Origin of the sequence: Streptococcus infantis, from assembly GCF_047460685.1 — a bacterium.
GTDB lineage: Bacteria > Bacillota > Bacilli > Lactobacillales > Streptococcaceae > Streptococcus > Streptococcus infantis_AD.
The window spans coordinates 99,563-116,838 of record NZ_JASHFS010000007.1; the positions used below are offsets into that span (position 1 = coordinate 99,563).

Consider the following 17,276-nt stretch of genomic DNA (forward strand, 5'->3'; position numbering starts at 1 on the left):
AATGATGTAACCTTACTAATAGACACACTAAAACATCAGTAGTATCAAGGCTTTAGGAGGGTTACATCACTTTTTTTAAAATTTTATCAAAAACAGCACTCAAACCATTGATATAACTGGTTTTTCTTGCGGTTACATCAATGATGTAACCTGATGTAACCGAAGCATGATTTTTGACCATTTTTCACCCAAAAGGTTACATCACTTTCACCGAGGTTACATCACTTCTGTTTGTATATTTTTTCTAAAATATGCACGTATTGTTTTCCCTTTAACCTTCTTAATTTTGTATTCCCAATCCTGATTATTGTCCATAATCAACTTGATTTTCCTAGCAATCTTTTCACCTCTCGCACTATCAATGTCAAAAACATTCTTTAATATCTGTTTGGCAGACACACTCGATTGAAGCTTCACACCTTCATATATCAGGCCGGACTCATTGCGATAGCTACCATCATTAAAGTAGCACCAGGTATATTGATATTGCTGAGAAACTGAAAAGTCTTCCCATTCTTCTGGGACTAGCATTTCAAGATAATCGTAGACTTGCGATTCGGCCTCATCTTTATAAGTGAAGCGCTCCTTATAGACCGCAAGCTCATTTTCGAACTCATCATCAAAGGTAAGTATAAATCCTTTTTTGTAGATAGCTACTGCTTCACCCCAAAGCTGGATCACATCATGCTCTGTCATATCAAATGGCTTGACAAACTGCTGACCTGCATCCACCAGTATGGGCAGAAAGCGCCGTTCACCAGTCTTGTCTCCCAGGTACTCAATTTTATTGCTGGTCCTTGCGATAACAAAGTTTTTAGGAAATTTTTCAGCTCTTCGACCGTACGACCTACGGAAAGAAAGTTCTGTTTTAGTTACAAACGCTTTCAACTCATCAAAAGTAGTCTTTCTGGACGCGACCATCTCATCATCATTGACAATCAGGGATTTCAGCATGATCTCATAGTTATCTTTATCCATAAAATCTTTAGCTGAATCCGTATACCAGTCAACAGCTATCTTTTGCAAGAAGGTGGTCTTACCAGCACCTTGGCCACCGACCAAGTCGAGCGTGTAGTCAAATTTAACCCAGGGATTAAAAACCTTAGAAACCGCACCAACAAAGAACATGACAGCTATTTTCTGAACAAAGATGCTATCCTCTGCACCCAACCAAGTTTGAAATACCTGGGCAAGTCGTTCTTTATGATCCCATGACTCATATGCGTTTTCCATATATTCCTTAACCGGATTGTAGGTTTTTTCTGCAAAAAATGCTTCAATGCCGTCTCTTAGTGCTCCAGCCTTGAAAACTGTCTTGAAATGATTTTCCAAGTATACACTCAAGTAGGATTCGAAGGCCGACGGTAGCTGCCCCTTTCTTAACTGAATGGCATCCAGTTTGACATCCTCTACAATTTCGTGTTCTCCAGTAAATTCATTGTGCCTGAGAAAGTCGTTGAGCTTGTTATCGCTCTTCATTGCAAGTAGTACATTTCTGGGACTGTCGGCCACGATAGATTCAATTTCAACCTCTTCGCCTTCCTCGTTCAATATTTTTTTCTTCCTGCGCGAAAACTGCTTGATTGAAATATTCACAACATCACCTATTATGGCCACCTCCCCTCATGTGTTTCTTGATCATGGATTCAACAGTCCTACTTAATTCTTTGTGACTAAGAGGCTCTACCGAATTGTTATTGGCTGTTTCTGCTAGTTGCAGTATACAGTTCGGTTCTACTGACCTGCTCAATAGTCCGCCTACAAATTTTGCAAGTGTATCATTTCTGCTACCTTCATCACCAAACCCCATGACAACCATTTCAAAGAGTTCTGTGGTACGGTTTCTTTTACCAGCACCTTTACTGATTTGGTAGTAGATATTATCCAGGTCGCTACCCGGATTCTTTTTGTTGTATTCTTTCTTAATGGCCATGACAAGTGCTCGACTAGCAGTAACCATCGTGCCCCCCTCTTTGGACTTTTTCTTGTCCCAAGTATAGACACCTTTGGGAGTTTTAGACGGAGCTACTAGTACGTAATTGTTTGGATGTGCTTTGATATCCACACCAGGCAGAAAGCCTATCATTTGAGTCATAGACACATCAGGATGTTTAAAGTAAAAGATATGTTTGCCACCACTTGCAGTTCTTGCCTGCAACGTTGGAGTTATCAAGTTCAGATGTTCCCAATTGGCCAAGCTCTCGTATCCGTTATGCTTACCGTGTAAGTCCACATCGATAACGAAGAATTTATCAGTCCGAACAGCAATGTTGCTATCCGGATACTGACTCCAAAAATCCTCAATTTCCTGCGCAGTCATAGCTGGTTTATCAGCAAATTTGATCATCGGTTGCTTATTCGAAGGACTAATAGGAATAACCGAAAATCCTTTTTTTTGATAAGCCAAGGCATGTTCTTTCATTCCCATTTAGTAACTCCTTAGAACGGTAAATCGTCGTCTTGAATATCCATCGGATTGCCATTCCCAAATGTATCATTCGAACTTTGTTGATTACGACTTTCCAACATTTGGAAATTCTCAGCCACGACCTCTGTCACGTAAACACGTTGTCCTTGCTGGTTATCGTAACTACGAGTCTGAATACGACCTGTCACCCCGATAAGTGAGCCTTTTTTAGCCCAATTAGCAAGATTCTCAGCCTGTTGACGCCACATAACGACATTGATAAAATCAGCCTCACGTTCGCCATTTTGACTCTTAAATGTACGGTTTACTGCAAGAGTAAAAGTCGCAACTGCTACATTTGATGGGGTATAACGCAACTCAGCGTCACGAGTCATACGCCCTACAAGTACAACATTATTGATCATTGTTTTATTACCTCCAAAATTCTACTGAACGTACGTTCATCAAATCCGTATGATCCTGGGGAATTTCTCTTCAAAGGCTGGATAATTTTAGTAACAATTTCTTTCAAGGACATATCTGAAATTTCAAGCCAAAAGAAATCGTTCTTAGTGTAGTTGTAAACACAATCAATTTCTCCGTGCTTATAACATACACCCCAAATCTCACCTTGATGCTGATAAACTAGGATCTTATCATAATAAGCGCTCTGTAATTCAATCGGACGTTTGCGCCCCAGTTCCGTATATCCCATTATTCAATACCTCTTGCTTTCTTTGCATCTGCGATAATTTTTTGAGCTTCTTTTAAACGAGAAGCTGGAATGTTCTCAGGTTTGTCAACACCCATCTTATCGATAAACCATCTCCCAATTGTTGCAGCAGGACTCCCTGTTGCTTCTGCCATGTTTTTTAATTCAGTCCGGAGTGCTTTTGCTTCTTCTCCAGTAATATTTCTTGATCCGTTACTTTTTGAAGAAGCTTTAGCTGTTTGTTCTTTCTGACCAGCTGGTTTTTGCTGCTTGCTTGATTCCTGGTTATTCTGATTGTGATATTCATCTGTATCAGGATCCTTATTATCATCAATCATAAAGAGTCCGTTTAGCGCGTATTTACGTGCATAACTTGAAGCCGCCCCTGTAACCTGACTACCATCCATCCCTTTTTTGCTATCATCTTCTCTAGCATACGCTGTAGTCCCAATAGTTTCACCAACTGCATACAAAGTCGCAGTTGCTTCAACATAATACCTGTCGCCAATTTGCACAATTCCATCTTGCAAAATCAATACTGCATCGTGTTCCTGCAAGATTGGCTTCAGTGCTTCTAGGATGTCCTCGGCGCTTCGATAGCTATACTTCCCAAAACTGTTATACTGCCCTTTCGGAGCAACCAACTTCTGCTGGATGCTCTGTAAAGTGATAAAGATTGGAGATTGTTGTTTTGTTACCATAAATCCCCCTTCTATAAACTTCTCAATAGATCAAACAAACCAATATTTTTATTCTCGCGCTCGATTTTTTGAACATCGCCACCATTTGGATAAGTTAGATCAAATGTAGCCTTAACCCGAACAATCTCCATTCCGTGTACTTTGGCCAATGCTTTTACCGCCGTTTTCTGTTCTAGATAAGAATTGTATGGCATTGTAAGGGCGCCTCGAATATCGTCTACAAAACCGGCCTTGGTAGCTAATGAAGAATGTTTGTTCTTGAGTTCATTTAAAAAATGTCCGCTTCGTTTGTCACGCATTACAATATAATCACTTGAAAGTTTCATTTTGATTCTCCTTAGAAATAAAATTCAATGACACGCACGTCATGCTGTTGACGGCTGCCTGTTACTCGCCATAAAAGTTGGCGATAATCGTCATAATCTCCGTCAGACGGACTAACAGGATCTAAAATTACAATAGTCTTAAATTTATGTTGTAGACCATCCACACCTACACCAAGCACCTGGCTTGTGGCTACAACGTTTGTCTGTTCGAGGGAGTCCTTCTTATCTCCAGTCCAAATACCAATTTCTGGATGACGTTCTCGAATAACCTCTACAATCTGCTTGGATTTGCTGACTATCAACATTTCTGTCTTACTAGCCAGCAGAAGATCCAATTGTAGCAACATTGGAGTGTCTGCATTCACTGCTTTCAATTTTGGGAAGTCAACCTCAAAACCTGTCTGGATTAAATATCGCTCGAAAGTCTTTCGGCCAAATGTCTGTTTTGCCATGGCGTACTTGCCATCTTTTCCAACAATATTTAATCTCCTAAATTGTTTCAGTTCTTCTGGGTTAGCAGTTAGGCACCAGACGGGCTCAAAGATAACCTCAAATCCGTTGTTTTCTTCGGCTTCCTCAATAGCTTCTACTTCCTCCCAGCGGAAAAAATTTGGCAGATTGGCCACGTAGCTTTCATAGTCTCGGAAGTCATCCCATTCTTGCTTAGAATAGCTGAACTTGGAATATTTCATCTTACCGTGGGCTAGTTGCCAGTTTTCCTTTTGGTTAGGATCAGCCATTCCAAAAAATGTTTTTTCAAGCGGGTAGAAGTTTTGTCCCTTCTTTCTGATGGGCGTCGCTGACAGACCTACAGTATAGCCACGTTTGACCTTGCGATAAGCCTTCACATTGGCATCGCTGGACATATTCTGCCACTCGTCAATAATGAACACATCGCACTCAATAGACTCACCGCTTGCAAGTCTATTCTGCAATCTGCGGTCCGTCATGGTTTCTAATTCAAAATCAGTATTGTAGCTTAGATTTTGATAAGTACTACTCCAGCCTTCCAGAATGGCCAACCGATTATTGATTACTAGGACCTTTTTGGCTTTCTTGTGCTTTGCTATTTCAAAAGCACAGATAGTTTTGCCACGCCCTCCATACGCCTCAAGGAAAATACCAGGGCAATCACGGTCACTTCGTTTAACTGCTTCAGCTTGCCATTTGCGTAATTCGATTGCCAATGTCCACAATCACCTCCTCAATATCGTTCCTCTGGGCATAGAAGAGCCCAAGTCTTGCAGCCGCTCTCACATCGTTGTGGTGACTTTTTTCAAAGGACCATAGCCCAAGAGCTTTCAGCAAGTCATTTGGTATATCCGTCTGATAACCTGCGTTACGCTGCAGAACCAAGTCCGGATAACATAGTTCGATAGCTGCAATGGTCTCAACTACTGTGTTGTCTCTGGAATAATCATTGTCCCTAACCTCAAATTTTTCAACGACCACTATATCAAACTCAAGACTGCAACCAATCTCTTTGAACCAGGATTTGAAGTTTTGAGCGCCATAAGGGACCACCCAATAGTCAACAAGTTTTGCATTATCCAAGAGTACAATTCCTGTTGTACTAGTTTCGATTTTATTACTACTTGGATCAATTGCTAAAATTTTCATCAGACACCAACTTTCTCCGTCAGAACACCTGGATAAAGGGCTGTGTTAAACCAATTTTGTTTATTTACCTTTGCAAAGGCAAATAGCGATTTAACTTCTTTTGCTTGTTTTTCGAATCTTCGAATATCTTCCTCGGATTCAAAGATAGGTTTTTCCTTGTATTTAGCGACTGTGACCAGCTTGTACTCCGGAGTAAATACCGGCTTTTCATTTCCTTGATCAAGATTTGCTTCATCCACTTTCACAAAACGAATCGCAACATCGAATAGAAAACCTTCAGTAACAAGTACTTCAATTGATTCCGGTCCAATCACGACTGCTAGTGAATCTGTTACTCGTGTTTTGTTCATCAATTCCATTACTTAATCACCAACTTTTCTGTCCGGACAAGTTCCGCACCTTTAATTTTCTTACCAGCCTTCAACAATTCTTTGAGTGTGGTTTTGTCCGGTTTCAATTCAATTTTCTTAGCAAAGTACTTCTTAGGCAGTAATCCTTCATCCACTTGGACAGACTCACGATTTTTCTGTACTTTCAAAGTCAGCGCACCACTTCTGACCTCAGTTTGACCTGTGACCTTCATCGCTGTCATAATGTTATCTTTAACATAATCCAGCTTTTTTTGCGCTGCCTGTTTCTTTGCTTTGAAGCTCTCTTCCTCAGCCTTGTACATGACCACGTCTGCTTCTAGATTCTTGATAACATGGGCATATCCTTCCGCTTTCTGTTCGAATTGCCCTTGCCAATCGATCGCCTCAAGCGTGTCTGCTTTTGTTTCGTCATCGATATCCAATTGGTAAATTGTCAGGAACTGACCTGTTAGTTCGTATAAACTAGCCATTTTTTTCTACCTCTCTGATTTTGTTTGTAAGTTTTGTTAGTCCAATACCAGATTTAGTCAAATCAGCGTTGGACGTGAATAGATGATTTTGATTCATTCTAGCAATTTCGTTTTTAGATAAACAAGCTAGGTTTGAAATATCATAGTTTGTTTTATCTCCGTCTAGGAAAACGATTGAGTACCCTTTTGGTATCGGACCGTGATGGTCTTCCCAAACCTTACGATGTTTCAACATCCATTTATTAGGTTCACCGATTTTTTCTTTCGGATAACCATCTGTTGTGTAGTTGATTGTACCGACAGGAACATAATTAGGAGGCCTATTACCTTTTTTGAACTGCCCGCTGTTTTTTGGCATATTGGGGTACTTCTTCCCCTTATTGTGGGGAGTCTGACCTTTCTCGAATCTTCCCGTCAAACCACTATGTAGATTATTATTTCTCCGATAACTCTTAATCTGTTTCTCTGTTAGCGATAAGCCAAATTTTTGGTTCATTTCATTTGCGACATCACGAGAAATCTTATTTTCTTGGATCGATACAAGATAATCGTGTTGCTCCTTTGTCAGTAATCGACCTTGATAGACTTTTCCAACTGGTAATCCTAAACGTTTGCGTACTTCTCCTATTTGAGTCTTGGTATAGTTCGTCCCAAATTTTTCGTTCAGCAACCTGGTCACTTCCGGGGTTAAACGACCAGGGCATATCTCATGCATGTACTCCGTGTATTCATCCTTCCAGCAAAGCGATCGGGGCATTAACTTCACCTACCTTATCTTTTAGCTTCTCGGCATCTAGCGCCAACTGGCCAGCTTGTAGGATTTGACCTGAGATAGCGACCATTTGTTTCGAGCGCTGCAATTCCACTTTTAATTCATCTGCTGTAAGATCCCTGTCGTCCAACGTTTCTAGTTGGGCAAACAAAGTATTTGTCAAATCTGTCAATTTATTTCGAACCATCTACTTAGTCACCTCTTTCATCAGTTTATTTGCTTCTTTAATCAGCAAACGCATAACGTTGCTATCAGTTTCTTTCTCTGCTGCTCTTGTCAGCATATCCACCCACTCACGTCTGTTGTCATTCTTCCAATCAACCAACTCGGTGAGTTCCGTTGTGTGATTAAAGTAAGGCGAATAGTCGTATGACTTATCTTCCAAGCGAACGCATCTGCCTGCCTTGATATCTTTAGCCAGGTTCGCCCTTACGTTGCTATTTGTTGTACCAACAACCTCAGCCACTTCATCACATGAGGCAGCAGGGTGCTCTCTATAATATTCCCTGATTCGTTCAGCTTGAGTCATCTTTCTACTCCTTAACTAGCCCTACAGGCGGTTCCACGTCATAAGTAAATTGCTTGTCTGAGTTTCTCAGATTCATCCGTGCGACATTACTTGCCATCAGCTGACGTTCTTTCTGCTTCATTTCAGCGTGATCATCTAGTTTATTTACTAGTGACCACAGGATGATTCCAACTATTGTTACCAGGTAAATGTACTCCATCATCTCGCTTTCTCCTTTTCTTCATAAATCGCCACAATATTTTCAAGATCTGCTATACGCTGATTTGCTTGTTGGTATTTTTCTTGAAGGTCAATCAATGCTCTGTTTAAATCCAAAGCTACGATTCTCCAGTCAGTATTTATTTCTTTTCCCAACCAGTCTTTTATTTTTGTTAAAAAGTTCATCCTATTGACCTCATTTTCTTGCTTTTCAACATTTCTTTTTTCCAAGCTTGAGTCCCACGATATTGCAGATATTCGTCAAAACCTTTGATTGTGACAAGCTGGCCATCATTCCTAAGGTGCTTCTGTTGACTAGGTAGCTTCTTCATCTCTCGTCTCATGTCTCCTGCTTGCCGTTTTGAGCATCCAAAGATATGTTCTAATTCTTCATCATTAGCCGAAACCTTTTCGATGATCACATCTTTAATTCTTACAATTTCAACTGCTTCCATTTTTGCTCCTTTCTGTGATATAATCTAGTTAGTAATTTTAGTAAGCGCCTGACTTTCGTTAGGTGCTTTTTGTTATAATTGACTTATCAACTTAGAAAGGAGATAAGTCATGACTTTTAAAGAATATTTGACAATGGCAAGCAAACGCGACATCTACGATGATGGTAAAGATTTTGATTTTGAAACCATCTTTGCTAGAGAAATATTACGTTATGCACACGATTCCGAACTGGAAACCAAAACAGGTTTCTTTCGTCATCTTGAAATCATGAATGTTGATTCGTGGTTTGTTGAACTCGCTCGCTTAATTTATCAAGATTTTGAGAAATCAATTTCAGATTCTCACTGACCGAAACAGGTCTCCTTTGATATGGTGGCCTAAGAAAATTCCCATTATTAGAGATCGACTTGATAATTTTATCAAGATGGTCTCTTTCTTTTTCCAGAACTCTAATAATATCCTCCATTCCTTTCCTCCTTTTTATTTATGGAATAATCGGTGCAGTAATCGCAAAATACATCCCATAACAGACCGTCTAGGAAGTAGTTCTAGCTTTTTCTGAGCTTGTTCTACTTCTTTTTTTGCGTATTCTATAGAAATTAGAGTTGGGTTATCGAACCAATCTTTTTCTAAATAATACTTTTGCCCACGCTCAGACATATAATCAATCAATGACTGAAAATGCTTTATGCGTTCATGAAGATGTTTTATATTTTCTTTCATCCGTCATAATTTCTCCTTTTTCAGTTTTTGTTTTAGTTTCTTACGAAATTTTCGTATTTTTTTCCCAAAAAAATATCATCGAACTTTACATTGAAAAAAAGCATGTATTTTTTCAATAGTTGATAACCGATATCCGAGCTATCTTTTTCTAGTCGGGCAATTGTTTGGCTTGACACTTCAAATTTATCTGCTAACTCTGCTTGAGTAAGTCCCTTGTTGATTCGCATAGCCTCTAAAGTCCACTGCACGTTCCTACCTCCTTATCTTAATTCATCTATGCTGATTTCCAACGCATCAGCGATTTTCTTAACTGTGTCAAAATATAAATCTTTCACCTCTCCATCTCTTAAACGATAGATTCCAGCTGGTCCGATACCTGCTTTTAAACAAAGTTTATAAACTGTCCAATTTCTTTCTGAAAGTTTTTCGGATATTTTTTCCCAAAGCATAGCCGTTTTTCTCCTTATCTAGCTTTATTTTTATATTTTTTGTGCTTATATATGCTATTACACTATATATTGTGCCACAAACGAAATAAACTCCCATCATCACACAATATATTGACAATCATTGTTTTTTAGCATATAATATATATTGACTAAGACCTCTCCCGTTTTAGTCAAAAAATTCAACAGAAAGGAGGAGAAAATATGAGTAACAACTTAGCAAAATATGATATTCTACTCGCACATGGGATTATTGCTGAGGATACAGGCCACAAGTTGATAGTCCAAACAGCTGCTGGACAATATATTGGCAAACCTTACACCCCTGATAATGATGATTATCCTCACATATCTGCGATTGCTCAAACGATTAAAAATCTTCGAGTTTCTGAATACGATGAAAAAAATCCAACAGCAATCTTTTTAGTAGATGTTGAAGTTCGCACCAATTCAATCGGTGGACCATTCAAAATGCCATACGTTTGTCTATTTTTAGATCAGATTCTGGGTGTTTCAATTGGGAATTTTGAACAACCAATTGAAGAATAGCACTTTGATCTATTACAAAGTCTATCGCTTGATCGGTAGGCTTTTTTCTTTTTCCGCTATACGGATATCGTCTTAGCCTCATTTTCTCACCCCTTTCAAATGTTGTATAATCAAAATAAAATGATTGGAGAAGTCATAAATTAAATTTATTTCTAATTCTTTCAAGCTCATCATCGTGTGTTTTTTTATACTCGTTGATGCGCTTTTTTCTATATCTTTTGCTAGCGTAGTACGTAGCAAAGCCGATGATAGTATTGACAATGATAGCAAAGTAAAACCATTCTAGTTCGTTCATTCCTTACCTCCTTTCTAAAAGAACCATTTCCAGATGAAGTACACCCAGATAGACCCGGTGAGTAGCCAACAGACCACATTCCAAAATTTCTTCTTGTCTTTCATGACAAAACCTCTGAGATATGCTATACTATTGGTGAGCCTTGGGGCTTTCGCCCCGCTCATCCCACTTCTATTTCAAGAAGTGTTTGATTAACTCAACACTGGCTGTAACAACCGTTGAGATAACCAGAGCTTTGGGACCGTCTAGCCACGGTTCCTTTTTTGTTGCCTTTTCAGGCTTCTTGCGTCTCCGCATATCTCTTTTTCCTTTCGTTTTATTTGCTTATCTCTAAGCTTGATTTAATTATAATACGTTTTTTTCGTATTGTCAATAGTTTTTATCAAAAAAGTAGGATTTTTTCGTATTTTTGATTGTTTATCTATTTAAAATGATATATAATGAGAATTAGAAAAGGAGGACTTTTGTCTTGGATAATAATGAAAGAATGAAGCTCATTGCTGAAAATATAACAAAATATAGAAAAGAAGCAGGAATCACTCAAAAACAATTAGCCGAAGCTGTTGGAATAAAACCAAGTACTCTATCTGATTATATAAATCTTCGCAGCGCTCCTTCTTTTGGAATTATTCAAAAATTAGCTGACTACTTTAAGATAAAAAAATCAGATATAGATACTACTTTTAAAGAAGAATCCATTTTGCCCCTCCCAAACACTCCAGATTCGCTCACACAGCAAATTACGGATAAGGTGGTGCAATTAACTACCCCGAATAAAAAAATCGTGCTACGGACATCTGAGGAACTTCTGGAGAGTCAAAACGAAGAAGAAACGAAGATAAACGAAGTATCGGAAGTCATCCAACTTTATAGTTACGACTACTACGACCACCCAGCTTCTGCAGGTACAGGCCAGTATTTGAACGATGTACGAGTGGAGCGGATTGAGTTACCAGTAGATATCGATGCCGACTTCGTCATTCCAATCAAAGGGGACTCCATGGAGCCTGACTATCACGACGGCGACCTGGTATTCATTCAAACCAGCGTGGACTTAAATAACGGTGTTATCGGAGTATTCAACTACAACGGCGATGCTTATATCAAGCAGCTTGTCATTGACAAAGAACAGGCATACCTACATAGCTTAAACCCAGCGTACAAGGATATGCCAATCACACCAGAGACCGACTTCCGAATTATCGGCGAAGTCGTGGATTTGTATAGAGAGAAATAAAAAAAGGAGATTATCCATGAAAAAATTACTAACCACATCAACTATCTTGCTTACTGCTACTTTTACTCTAGTAGCTTGCTCTAGTAACCAATCCACTACAAAAGGTAGTTCTGAAGAGCCAAAAACAGAACAATCCGAGGTCAAGGAAACAAAGGCAAGCGAAAAACCTGCTTCTAAAAAAGCGACCAGTTTAGATGATTTCAAGAAAGCGCTAGAAGATAATGGTTTTACCATTGAACGAGAACAAGAAAAATCATCTTCGCTAGTACAAGCAAAAAATGGTAAAGGATTCGTTTTACAAGACGGAAGCTCAGTAGAAGTATATCAATACGAGGAAAATAATCCATATTTTGCAACAATCAAGAAAGATAAAAAACTACTTGATCAGCCTGTTACAATTTACGGTGATTTCGTTGTTATGATTGTTAACCCGACTGACTCAAAAGATAAGATTTTAGATAGCTTCAAAGGATTTGAATAATAAAAATCCCCACACTCGCAAAGTTTGGCGACTCTGAGTGTGAGGAACTTACGTATAAGAAACAACCATTCAAAAGGTCGTTTTCTTATACTCATTTTAACAAAAAAGTGAGGTAAACGCAATGTGGATGGAAGAACTTCCCAACGGAAAATACAAATTTTTTGAGCGATATAAAGATCCATATACTGAGAAATTAAAAAAAGTTTCAGTGACCACGGAGAAGAAAACTCCCCAGGCAAGAAATCAAGCTGCTATCTTGTTGCAAGAGAAGATAAAACAAAAGTTAGGAGAAAAACAACATTTTGTTTCTGATATAACTTTTGAAAAACTATATGAGGAATTCGAGGAGAATTGGAAACACGGCGTTAAAAATTCAACCGTCTACGCTTCAAAAAATGTAAAAAAAGAGATTTTAAAGCAGATAGAGGGCGACTATTTAGTTAGAAATATCGATAGACGATTATTACAAAAAGTGGTAGATCAGCTATTACAAGATGGAAGGTCTCATAACTATGTTTCTAAAATAAAGTTCAAGCTTAATCAGATAATGAAATTCGCGGTCAGAATGAATTACATCGATACAAATGAAATGCTATTTGTTGAAATGCCTAGAAAGGTAATTACAACTGACGATCTCAGAAAGAAAAATACAAAATACTTAGATCAGAAAGAGTTTAAGTTATTCATCCAAAACTTAAAAGAAGAGGCCCTTTGTGATTATCGAATCACAAAGTATATCCGAATAGCTAAAGTTCTTTTTCTTACCGGCATGCGGTATGGAGAGCTTGCTGCCTTAAATTACAAAGAGGATATAGATTTTTCTAAAAAGACCATTCACATCAAGCATACATACGATTTCAGACAAAAAGAGAGAACTACACCAAAGACAGTCAAATCTGATAGGGTTATAACAGCACCTCAAAAAGTGTTAGACATTATCAAAGAGCAGATAATAGAGAATGCAACAAATGGATTTGATACAGATTTTATTTTCATCAACACTCTAGGAGAGCCGATAACAAATGTCCGGGTGATTGCAGCCTTGAAAAGACACGGACAGAAAATCGGCATAGATAAGAACATCACTACACATATGTTCAGACACTCCCATATATCCCTACTTGCTGAATTAGGTATCCCCTTGACTGCTATCATGGATAGAGTAGGACATAGCGACTCAAAGACCACACTAGAGATTTATTCCCATGTCACTCAAAAAATGGTATCAGACATATCTAGCAAGTTAGACAAGATAAAATTTTAAATTCTGCCCCTCGTCTGCCCCTTTTCCTTACACAAGACAAACAAAAGCCCCTTAAAGTGTTGATATTAAAGGGCTTTTTGAATGTACGAAAAAAGAGCACACAATTCACTTCGCTTAGGGCTGCTGGATTCCTCCCCTGACCCGCTTCACGCAGAACTGTTGCTCCATTAGTTATTATACCACATTCCCAAAGATTTTAAAAGAGAAATTATTTTTTCCGTCGATTTCTAAAAAATTCCTGCATAATACCTGCACATTCACTCTCTAAAATCCCCGTCTCAACATTCACACGATGATTAAGACGCTCATCTGTCAAGATATCATACAGACTTCCAGCTGCACCAAATTTCTGATTTTTAGCCCCATAGACTACCTTTGGGATACGGGCAAGCCCAATCGCCCCGCTGCACATGACACAAGGCTCAATGGTCACAAAAAGTGTGCAGTCCAACAAACGCCAGCTCTCTTCCCTCAGATTCGCATTCTCGATGGCCATAATTTCCGCATGCATGACCGCACGTTGCAACTCCTCACGTGCATTGTGGCCCCTACCAATGATTTCTCCATCCTTTACAATTACGCAACCTATTGGGATTTCATTATGCTCTAAAGCAATCTCTGCCTCCTTCAAGGCCTCTCTCATAAATGCTTCTTTTTCTTCAACTGTATAATCCATAGTTTCTCTCTTTTCCTGCTTATTATCTTTTAAAATCTCTTCCAAATATATCAGAATTCCCTTAGCATAATGTAATACTAACATCTGCAACTTCAAAATAATATTTTTATCGATTCATAACTAATTTACTCTTTAATTTTCACTGACTATCATCAATTTTATCATTATACCATGTTTCACTACATAAAAAAAGCCACCGAATGCGGTGACTTTATAGGGAGATTATTATGAAAAAGAAAAGTTTAGGATATTTGTTACAACAAGTTAGGAGGTCTTCTTGTAACTGTCTATAGTATAGCTGAACTATCTTAAACAAATCTTAAAAATCTCTTATGACCAAACACTTTCTAAAATATTTGTTTGTTCACGACCAGGACCTACTGAGAAAGTAGAGATACGAACGCCAACTAATTCGCTAACACGACGAACATAGTTACGTGCATTTTCAGGAAGATCTTCCAAAGTACGTACTCCAGTGATGTCTTCTGACCAACCTGGCAATTCTTCGTAGATAGGTTTGCAACGTTTCAATTGCTCAAGACTAGCTGGATAGTAGTCAATACGTTGACCATCCAGATCATAGGCTACACAGATTTTAACTGTATCCAAACCACTCAAAACGTCGATAGAGTTCAAAGAAAGATTCGTAATTCCAGAAACACGTCGACTATGACGCATAACCACTGAATCAAACCAACCTACACGACGTGGACGACCTGTTGTAGTACCATACTCATGACCTACTTCACGAATGCGTTCTCCCACTTCATCAAACAATTCAGTCGGGAATGGACCATCACCAACACGACTTGTGTAAGCTTTACATACACCTACAACCTTGTCAATCTTGCTTGGACCAACACCAGAACCAATTGTCACACCACCAGCAACAGGGTTTGAAGAAGTAACAAACGGATAAGTTCCTTGGTCAATATCTAACATGACCCCTTGTGCACCTTCAAAAAGAACACGTTTGCCATTATCAAGTGCATCATTCAAGATAACAGAAGTATCTGTGACATATTGCTTGATTTGTTGACCATATTCATAATATTCTTCAAAAATATCATCAATTGAAATAGGGTTGATTTCGTACAATTTTTCAAACAAACGATTCTTCTCAGCAAGGTTACGTTCTAAACGCTCACGGAAAATCTCTTTATCCAAAAGATCTGCAATACGGATTCCAACACGAGCAGCCTTATCCATATAAGCTGGACCAATACCCTTGATAGTAGTACCAATCTTATTTTCACCCTTAGCTTCTTCTTGCAGACGGTCTAACTCGATGTGATACGGCAAAATAACATGCGCACGATCAGAAATACGTAGATTATCTGTTGTAACACCTTCATCATGAAGATAGCTCAACTCTTTCACAAGTGACTTAGGATTTACAACCATCCCATTCCCAATGACAGAAATTTTTTCAGGGAAGAAAATTCCAGAAGGAATCAAGTGCAGCTTAAATTTCTTTCCATCAATCACAATTGTGTGACCAGCATTATCACCACCTTGGTAACGTGCAATCACTTCTGCATTAGCTGAGAGGAAGTCTGTAATCTTCCCTTTACCTTCATCACCCCACTGGGTACCTACAACAACAACTGAAGTCATAATCTTGTCTGAGCCCTTAGGCTCTTCCTTTCTCACATACATGGCAGGAATCTCACCTGCAATTATATCTTACAATTTATTATAATAAAGATTCTCAATTTTTTCAAGACCAAAAACCAGAAACATTAGGGAATTAGAGAAAATTAGAAAATTAATATCAAAAAAATATTGTAAATTTATATTATGAAAAGAAAAAACTATAAAATCGTTCGGAAATATGAAAATTATAAATTATCCCCCAACCCAGTCATTTGAAATCAATAACTGTTCAATGTACAAACGGTAGCAAGCTCTATAGTGGTAAGAAAATAAAGGATGCATAATATCAAACTTGTACCGAGCTAAATAATAGAGTAAAAATCTAAGATGAAAAACTTCCCATTCTAAATCATTATCTACTAAATAACTATATTCCTTTTCAATAACATCATAAAAATCAAGATATTGTTCATAAATCTGTTCAATCATTTTATTTGACTCCATTTCTATTGATAAAATGAGTATAACAAAAAAATAGAAGAACCAGGGAAGATACTTCTATCATGTACTATAATGAATATTCAAATAAATAACAGATAAAGACAACTAACAGATCAGGTGCACAATACTACATTTCAAAAAAAGATCTAAAATTTTCCTAATGAAAGAGAAACAAATACTGTCTAAACTATGATGGCAAGACCACACAATCCACTAAAGAATTACTTATAAGACCTATTAAAAAAAACTTAAAATAAAACACTCAAATCTAACAAACTTATAAAAATATTAAATATTAATAAAGTGGCAAATATAAAAAGACAAAAATGACCTCTGAAAGATAAATAATGACAACCCGTCTAACAGGTGGTTTGAACCAGGACTATAAGCTCAAATTACCAGCCAGCGCCTAAAGACGCTGGCTTTCACCTTGTTCAAGCTGGCTCGTCACTCGCCTCTTAAAGAGGCCTTGGTATTACTTACCACTATCCCTAAAGGGATCCTCATATTCTTTTACACTCAATTGTACATGGTCTGGCATTAAGTGACCCTCGATAATCTCAATTCCTTTATAACTACACAAGCGATGAAATATTTCGCCTAAACTACTTCGATATTGATTATAGATTACTTTTCGTCTATACTTAGGGGTGAACACAATATGATACTTACAGTGCCACTTTGTGTGCGATAAACTATGTGCCTTTTGTGCCATATTTTTCTCCTTTCGCTTTACAATTGGCTTGAACACCTTTATTGTATCGCGTTTGGAGTTTTTTTGTATAACCTTCGACGCGCACCCGCATAGCGGGTGGTTTATTGGCTCATTGTCAACTGTAGTGGGTTGAATAAAAACTAACATCTGGAGAGGACAATTGATGTCCTCTTCATTTTTATATTCAGAGCGATGAAAATTCGTTTCTTAAAGTTGTCAAAGTTCCGAAAT

Annotated in this window: 29 protein-coding genes, 1 other RNA gene and 1 pseudogene; 5 read left to right on the forward strand and 26 right to left on the reverse strand. The window is 38.2% G+C overall.

The genetic code is table 11. The annotated features are described in order from the left end of the window. Window positions 1–216: 216 nt before the first annotated feature. From QM917_RS04805 to QM917_RS04880, 16 genes are read right to left on the reverse strand one after another with little or no spacing between them, the layout of a single operon-like run. Entirely contained in the window at window positions 217–1,596 is a 1,380-nt protein-coding gene (locus QM917_RS04805; RefSeq protein WP_414285090.1) for a VapE domain-containing protein, read from the reverse strand. 4 nt (window positions 1,597–1,600) lie between these two features. After that, the gene (locus QM917_RS04810; RefSeq protein WP_414285091.1) at window positions 1,601–2,428 is read right to left on the reverse strand and encodes a bifunctional DNA primase/polymerase; all 828 of its coding nucleotides are present in this window, start codon (window positions 2,426–2,428) and stop codon (window positions 1,601–1,603) included. Window positions 2,429–2,439: 11 nt separating this feature from the next. Then, the gene (gene ssb, locus QM917_RS04815; RefSeq protein ID WP_261184783.1) at window positions 2,440–2,832 is read right to left on the reverse strand and encodes a single-stranded DNA-binding protein; all 393 of its coding nucleotides are present in this window, start codon (window positions 2,830–2,832) and stop codon (window positions 2,440–2,442) included. Continuing rightward, window positions 2,829–3,122: a hypothetical protein gene (locus QM917_RS04820; RefSeq protein ID WP_414285093.1), complete on the reverse strand. Its 294-nt coding sequence runs from the start codon at window positions 3,120–3,122 to the stop codon at window positions 2,829–2,831. Before QM917_RS04820 ends, ssb begins: the two co-directional genes overlap by 4 nt. Further along, a complete protein-coding gene (locus QM917_RS04825; RefSeq protein ID WP_414285095.1) occupies window positions 3,122–3,820 on the reverse strand; it encodes an ERF family protein in 699 nt (232 codons plus the stop codon). The genes QM917_RS04820 and QM917_RS04825 overlap by 1 nt, the downstream gene beginning before the upstream one ends. Before the next feature lie 11 nt (window positions 3,821–3,831). Then, on the reverse strand, window positions 3,832–4,146 hold the full coding sequence (locus QM917_RS04830; protein WP_414285096.1) for a hypothetical protein: 315 nt from the start codon (window positions 4,144–4,146) through the stop codon (window positions 3,832–3,834). An 11-nt stretch (window positions 4,147–4,157) separates the two neighbouring features. Continuing rightward, window positions 4,158–5,333: a DEAD/DEAH box helicase family protein gene (locus QM917_RS04835; protein WP_414285098.1), complete on the reverse strand. Its 1,176-nt coding sequence runs from the start codon at window positions 5,331–5,333 to the stop codon at window positions 4,158–4,160. Continuing rightward, complete coding sequence (locus QM917_RS04840) at window positions 5,302–5,766, reverse strand: hypothetical protein (RefSeq protein WP_414285100.1); 465 nt, start codon at window positions 5,764–5,766, stop codon at window positions 5,302–5,304. The genes QM917_RS04835 and QM917_RS04840 overlap by 32 nt, the downstream gene beginning before the upstream one ends. Further along, window positions 5,766–6,125, reverse strand: coding sequence for a hypothetical protein (locus QM917_RS04845; protein ID WP_414285101.1), 360 nt, complete (start codon window positions 6,123–6,125; stop codon window positions 5,766–5,768). The genes QM917_RS04840 and QM917_RS04845 overlap by 1 nt, the downstream gene beginning before the upstream one ends. Further along, the gene (locus QM917_RS04850; RefSeq protein WP_414285103.1) at window positions 6,125–6,607 is read right to left on the reverse strand and encodes a siphovirus Gp157 family protein; all 483 of its coding nucleotides are present in this window, start codon (window positions 6,605–6,607) and stop codon (window positions 6,125–6,127) included. Before QM917_RS04850 ends, QM917_RS04845 begins: the two co-directional genes overlap by 1 nt. Then, window positions 6,600–7,322 (reverse strand): HNH endonuclease signature motif containing protein, encoded by a 723-nt coding sequence (locus QM917_RS04855; RefSeq protein ID WP_414285128.1) that lies wholly within the window; start codon window positions 7,320–7,322, stop codon window positions 6,600–6,602. The genes QM917_RS04850 and QM917_RS04855 overlap by 8 nt, the downstream gene beginning before the upstream one ends. Window positions 7,323–7,335: 13 nt before the next feature. After that, window positions 7,336–7,566: a hypothetical protein gene (locus QM917_RS04860; protein WP_414285104.1), complete on the reverse strand. Its 231-nt coding sequence runs from the start codon at window positions 7,564–7,566 to the stop codon at window positions 7,336–7,338. Further along, entirely contained in the window at window positions 7,567–7,908 is a 342-nt protein-coding gene (locus tag QM917_RS04865; RefSeq protein WP_414285106.1) for a hypothetical protein, read from the reverse strand. Between the two features lie 4 nt (window positions 7,909–7,912). Beyond that, the gene (locus tag QM917_RS04870; RefSeq protein ID WP_414285108.1) at window positions 7,913–8,110 is read right to left on the reverse strand and encodes a hypothetical protein; all 198 of its coding nucleotides are present in this window, start codon (window positions 8,108–8,110) and stop codon (window positions 7,913–7,915) included. After that, window positions 8,107–8,292: a hypothetical protein gene (locus QM917_RS04875; protein ID WP_125409058.1), complete on the reverse strand. Its 186-nt coding sequence runs from the start codon at window positions 8,290–8,292 to the stop codon at window positions 8,107–8,109. The genes QM917_RS04870 and QM917_RS04875 overlap by 4 nt, the downstream gene beginning before the upstream one ends. After that, window positions 8,289–8,561, reverse strand: coding sequence for a hypothetical protein (locus QM917_RS04880; protein WP_414285109.1), 273 nt, complete (start codon window positions 8,559–8,561; stop codon window positions 8,289–8,291). Before QM917_RS04880 ends, QM917_RS04875 begins: the two co-directional genes overlap by 4 nt. Before the next feature lie 109 nt (window positions 8,562–8,670). Between QM917_RS04880 and QM917_RS04885 the strand changes: the two genes are divergently transcribed. Beyond that, entirely contained in the window at window positions 8,671–8,910 is a 240-nt protein-coding gene (locus QM917_RS04885) for a hypothetical protein (RefSeq protein ID WP_414285110.1), read from the forward strand. Between the two features lie 132 nt (window positions 8,911–9,042). Here QM917_RS04885 and QM917_RS04890 read toward each other — a convergent pair whose 3' ends face one another. The 3 genes from QM917_RS04890 to QM917_RS04900 are packed head-to-tail and all read right to left on the reverse strand — an operon-like array spanning window position 9,043 to window position 9,734. Next, on the reverse strand, window positions 9,043–9,285 hold the full coding sequence (locus QM917_RS04890) for a hypothetical protein (protein WP_414285112.1): 243 nt from the start codon (window positions 9,283–9,285) through the stop codon (window positions 9,043–9,045). 32 nt (window positions 9,286–9,317) lie between these two features. Then, window positions 9,318–9,533 (reverse strand): helix-turn-helix transcriptional regulator, encoded by a 216-nt coding sequence (locus QM917_RS04895; RefSeq protein WP_414285113.1) that lies wholly within the window; start codon window positions 9,531–9,533, stop codon window positions 9,318–9,320. Between the two features lie 12 nt (window positions 9,534–9,545). Next, complete coding sequence (locus tag QM917_RS04900; RefSeq protein WP_085819935.1) at window positions 9,546–9,734, reverse strand: helix-turn-helix domain-containing protein; 189 nt, start codon at window positions 9,732–9,734, stop codon at window positions 9,546–9,548. A gap of 201 nt (window positions 9,735–9,935) precedes the next feature. On the opposite strand from QM917_RS04900, the gene QM917_RS04905 reads away from it, so the two are divergent. Next, a complete protein-coding gene (locus tag QM917_RS04905) occupies window positions 9,936–10,280 on the forward strand; it encodes a hypothetical protein (RefSeq protein WP_414285114.1) in 345 nt (114 codons plus the stop codon). A 133-nt stretch (window positions 10,281–10,413) separates the two neighbouring features. On the opposite strand, the gene QM917_RS04910 is transcribed toward QM917_RS04905, so the two are convergent. Then, window positions 10,414–10,575 (reverse strand): hypothetical protein, encoded by a 162-nt coding sequence (locus tag QM917_RS04910; protein ID WP_414285116.1) that lies wholly within the window; start codon window positions 10,573–10,575, stop codon window positions 10,414–10,416. A 171-nt stretch (window positions 10,576–10,746) separates the two neighbouring features. Further along, a complete protein-coding gene (locus QM917_RS04915; protein ID WP_414285117.1) occupies window positions 10,747–10,872 on the reverse strand; it encodes a hypothetical protein in 126 nt (41 codons plus the stop codon). A gap of 190 nt (window positions 10,873–11,062) precedes the next feature. Here QM917_RS04915 and QM917_RS04920 point away from each other — a divergent pair, with 190 nt between their 5' ends. From QM917_RS04920 to QM917_RS04930, 3 genes are all read left to right on the forward strand, one after another. Beyond that, window positions 11,063–11,812 carry a S24 family peptidase gene (locus tag QM917_RS04920; RefSeq protein ID WP_414285129.1) on the forward strand — a complete coding sequence of 250 codons (750 nt, stop codon included), beginning with the start codon at window positions 11,063–11,065 and terminating at the stop codon, window positions 11,810–11,812. Window positions 11,813–11,828: 16 nt separating this feature from the next. Further along, window positions 11,829–12,293, forward strand: a complete 465-nt coding sequence (locus QM917_RS04925; protein ID WP_414285119.1) for a hypothetical protein — start codon at window positions 11,829–11,831, stop codon at window positions 12,291–12,293. A gap of 127 nt (window positions 12,294–12,420) precedes the next feature. Beyond that, a complete protein-coding gene (locus QM917_RS04930) occupies window positions 12,421–13,557 on the forward strand; it encodes a tyrosine-type recombinase/integrase (protein WP_414285121.1) in 1,137 nt (378 codons plus the stop codon). Between the two features lie 78 nt (window positions 13,558–13,635). Here the strand turns inward: QM917_RS04930 and ffs are convergent. From ffs to tnpA, 5 genes and pseudogenes are all read right to left on the reverse strand, one after another. Then, an RNA gene (ffs, locus tag QM917_RS04935) (signal recognition particle sRNA small type) lies at window positions 13,636–13,733 on the reverse strand. A gap of 32 nt (window positions 13,734–13,765) precedes the next feature. Further along, complete coding sequence (gene tadA / locus QM917_RS04940) at window positions 13,766–14,233, reverse strand: tRNA adenosine(34) deaminase TadA (protein WP_414285130.1); 468 nt, start codon at window positions 14,231–14,233, stop codon at window positions 13,766–13,768. A 330-nt stretch (window positions 14,234–14,563) separates the two neighbouring features. Next, window positions 14,564–15,850 carry an adenylosuccinate synthase gene (locus QM917_RS04945; RefSeq protein ID WP_414285132.1) on the reverse strand — a complete coding sequence of 429 codons (1,287 nt, stop codon included), beginning with the start codon at window positions 15,848–15,850 and terminating at the stop codon, window positions 14,564–14,566. A gap of 231 nt (window positions 15,851–16,081) precedes the next feature. Then, complete coding sequence (comW, locus tag QM917_RS04950) at window positions 16,082–16,318, reverse strand: sigma(X)-activator ComW (RefSeq protein WP_414285123.1); 237 nt, start codon at window positions 16,316–16,318, stop codon at window positions 16,082–16,084. 526 nt (window positions 16,319–16,844) lie between these two features. Further along, window positions 16,845–17,045: pseudogene (gene tnpA / locus QM917_RS04955) on the reverse strand (IS200/IS605 family transposase); the annotation flags it as partial. Window positions 17,046–17,276 lie beyond the last annotated feature (231 nt).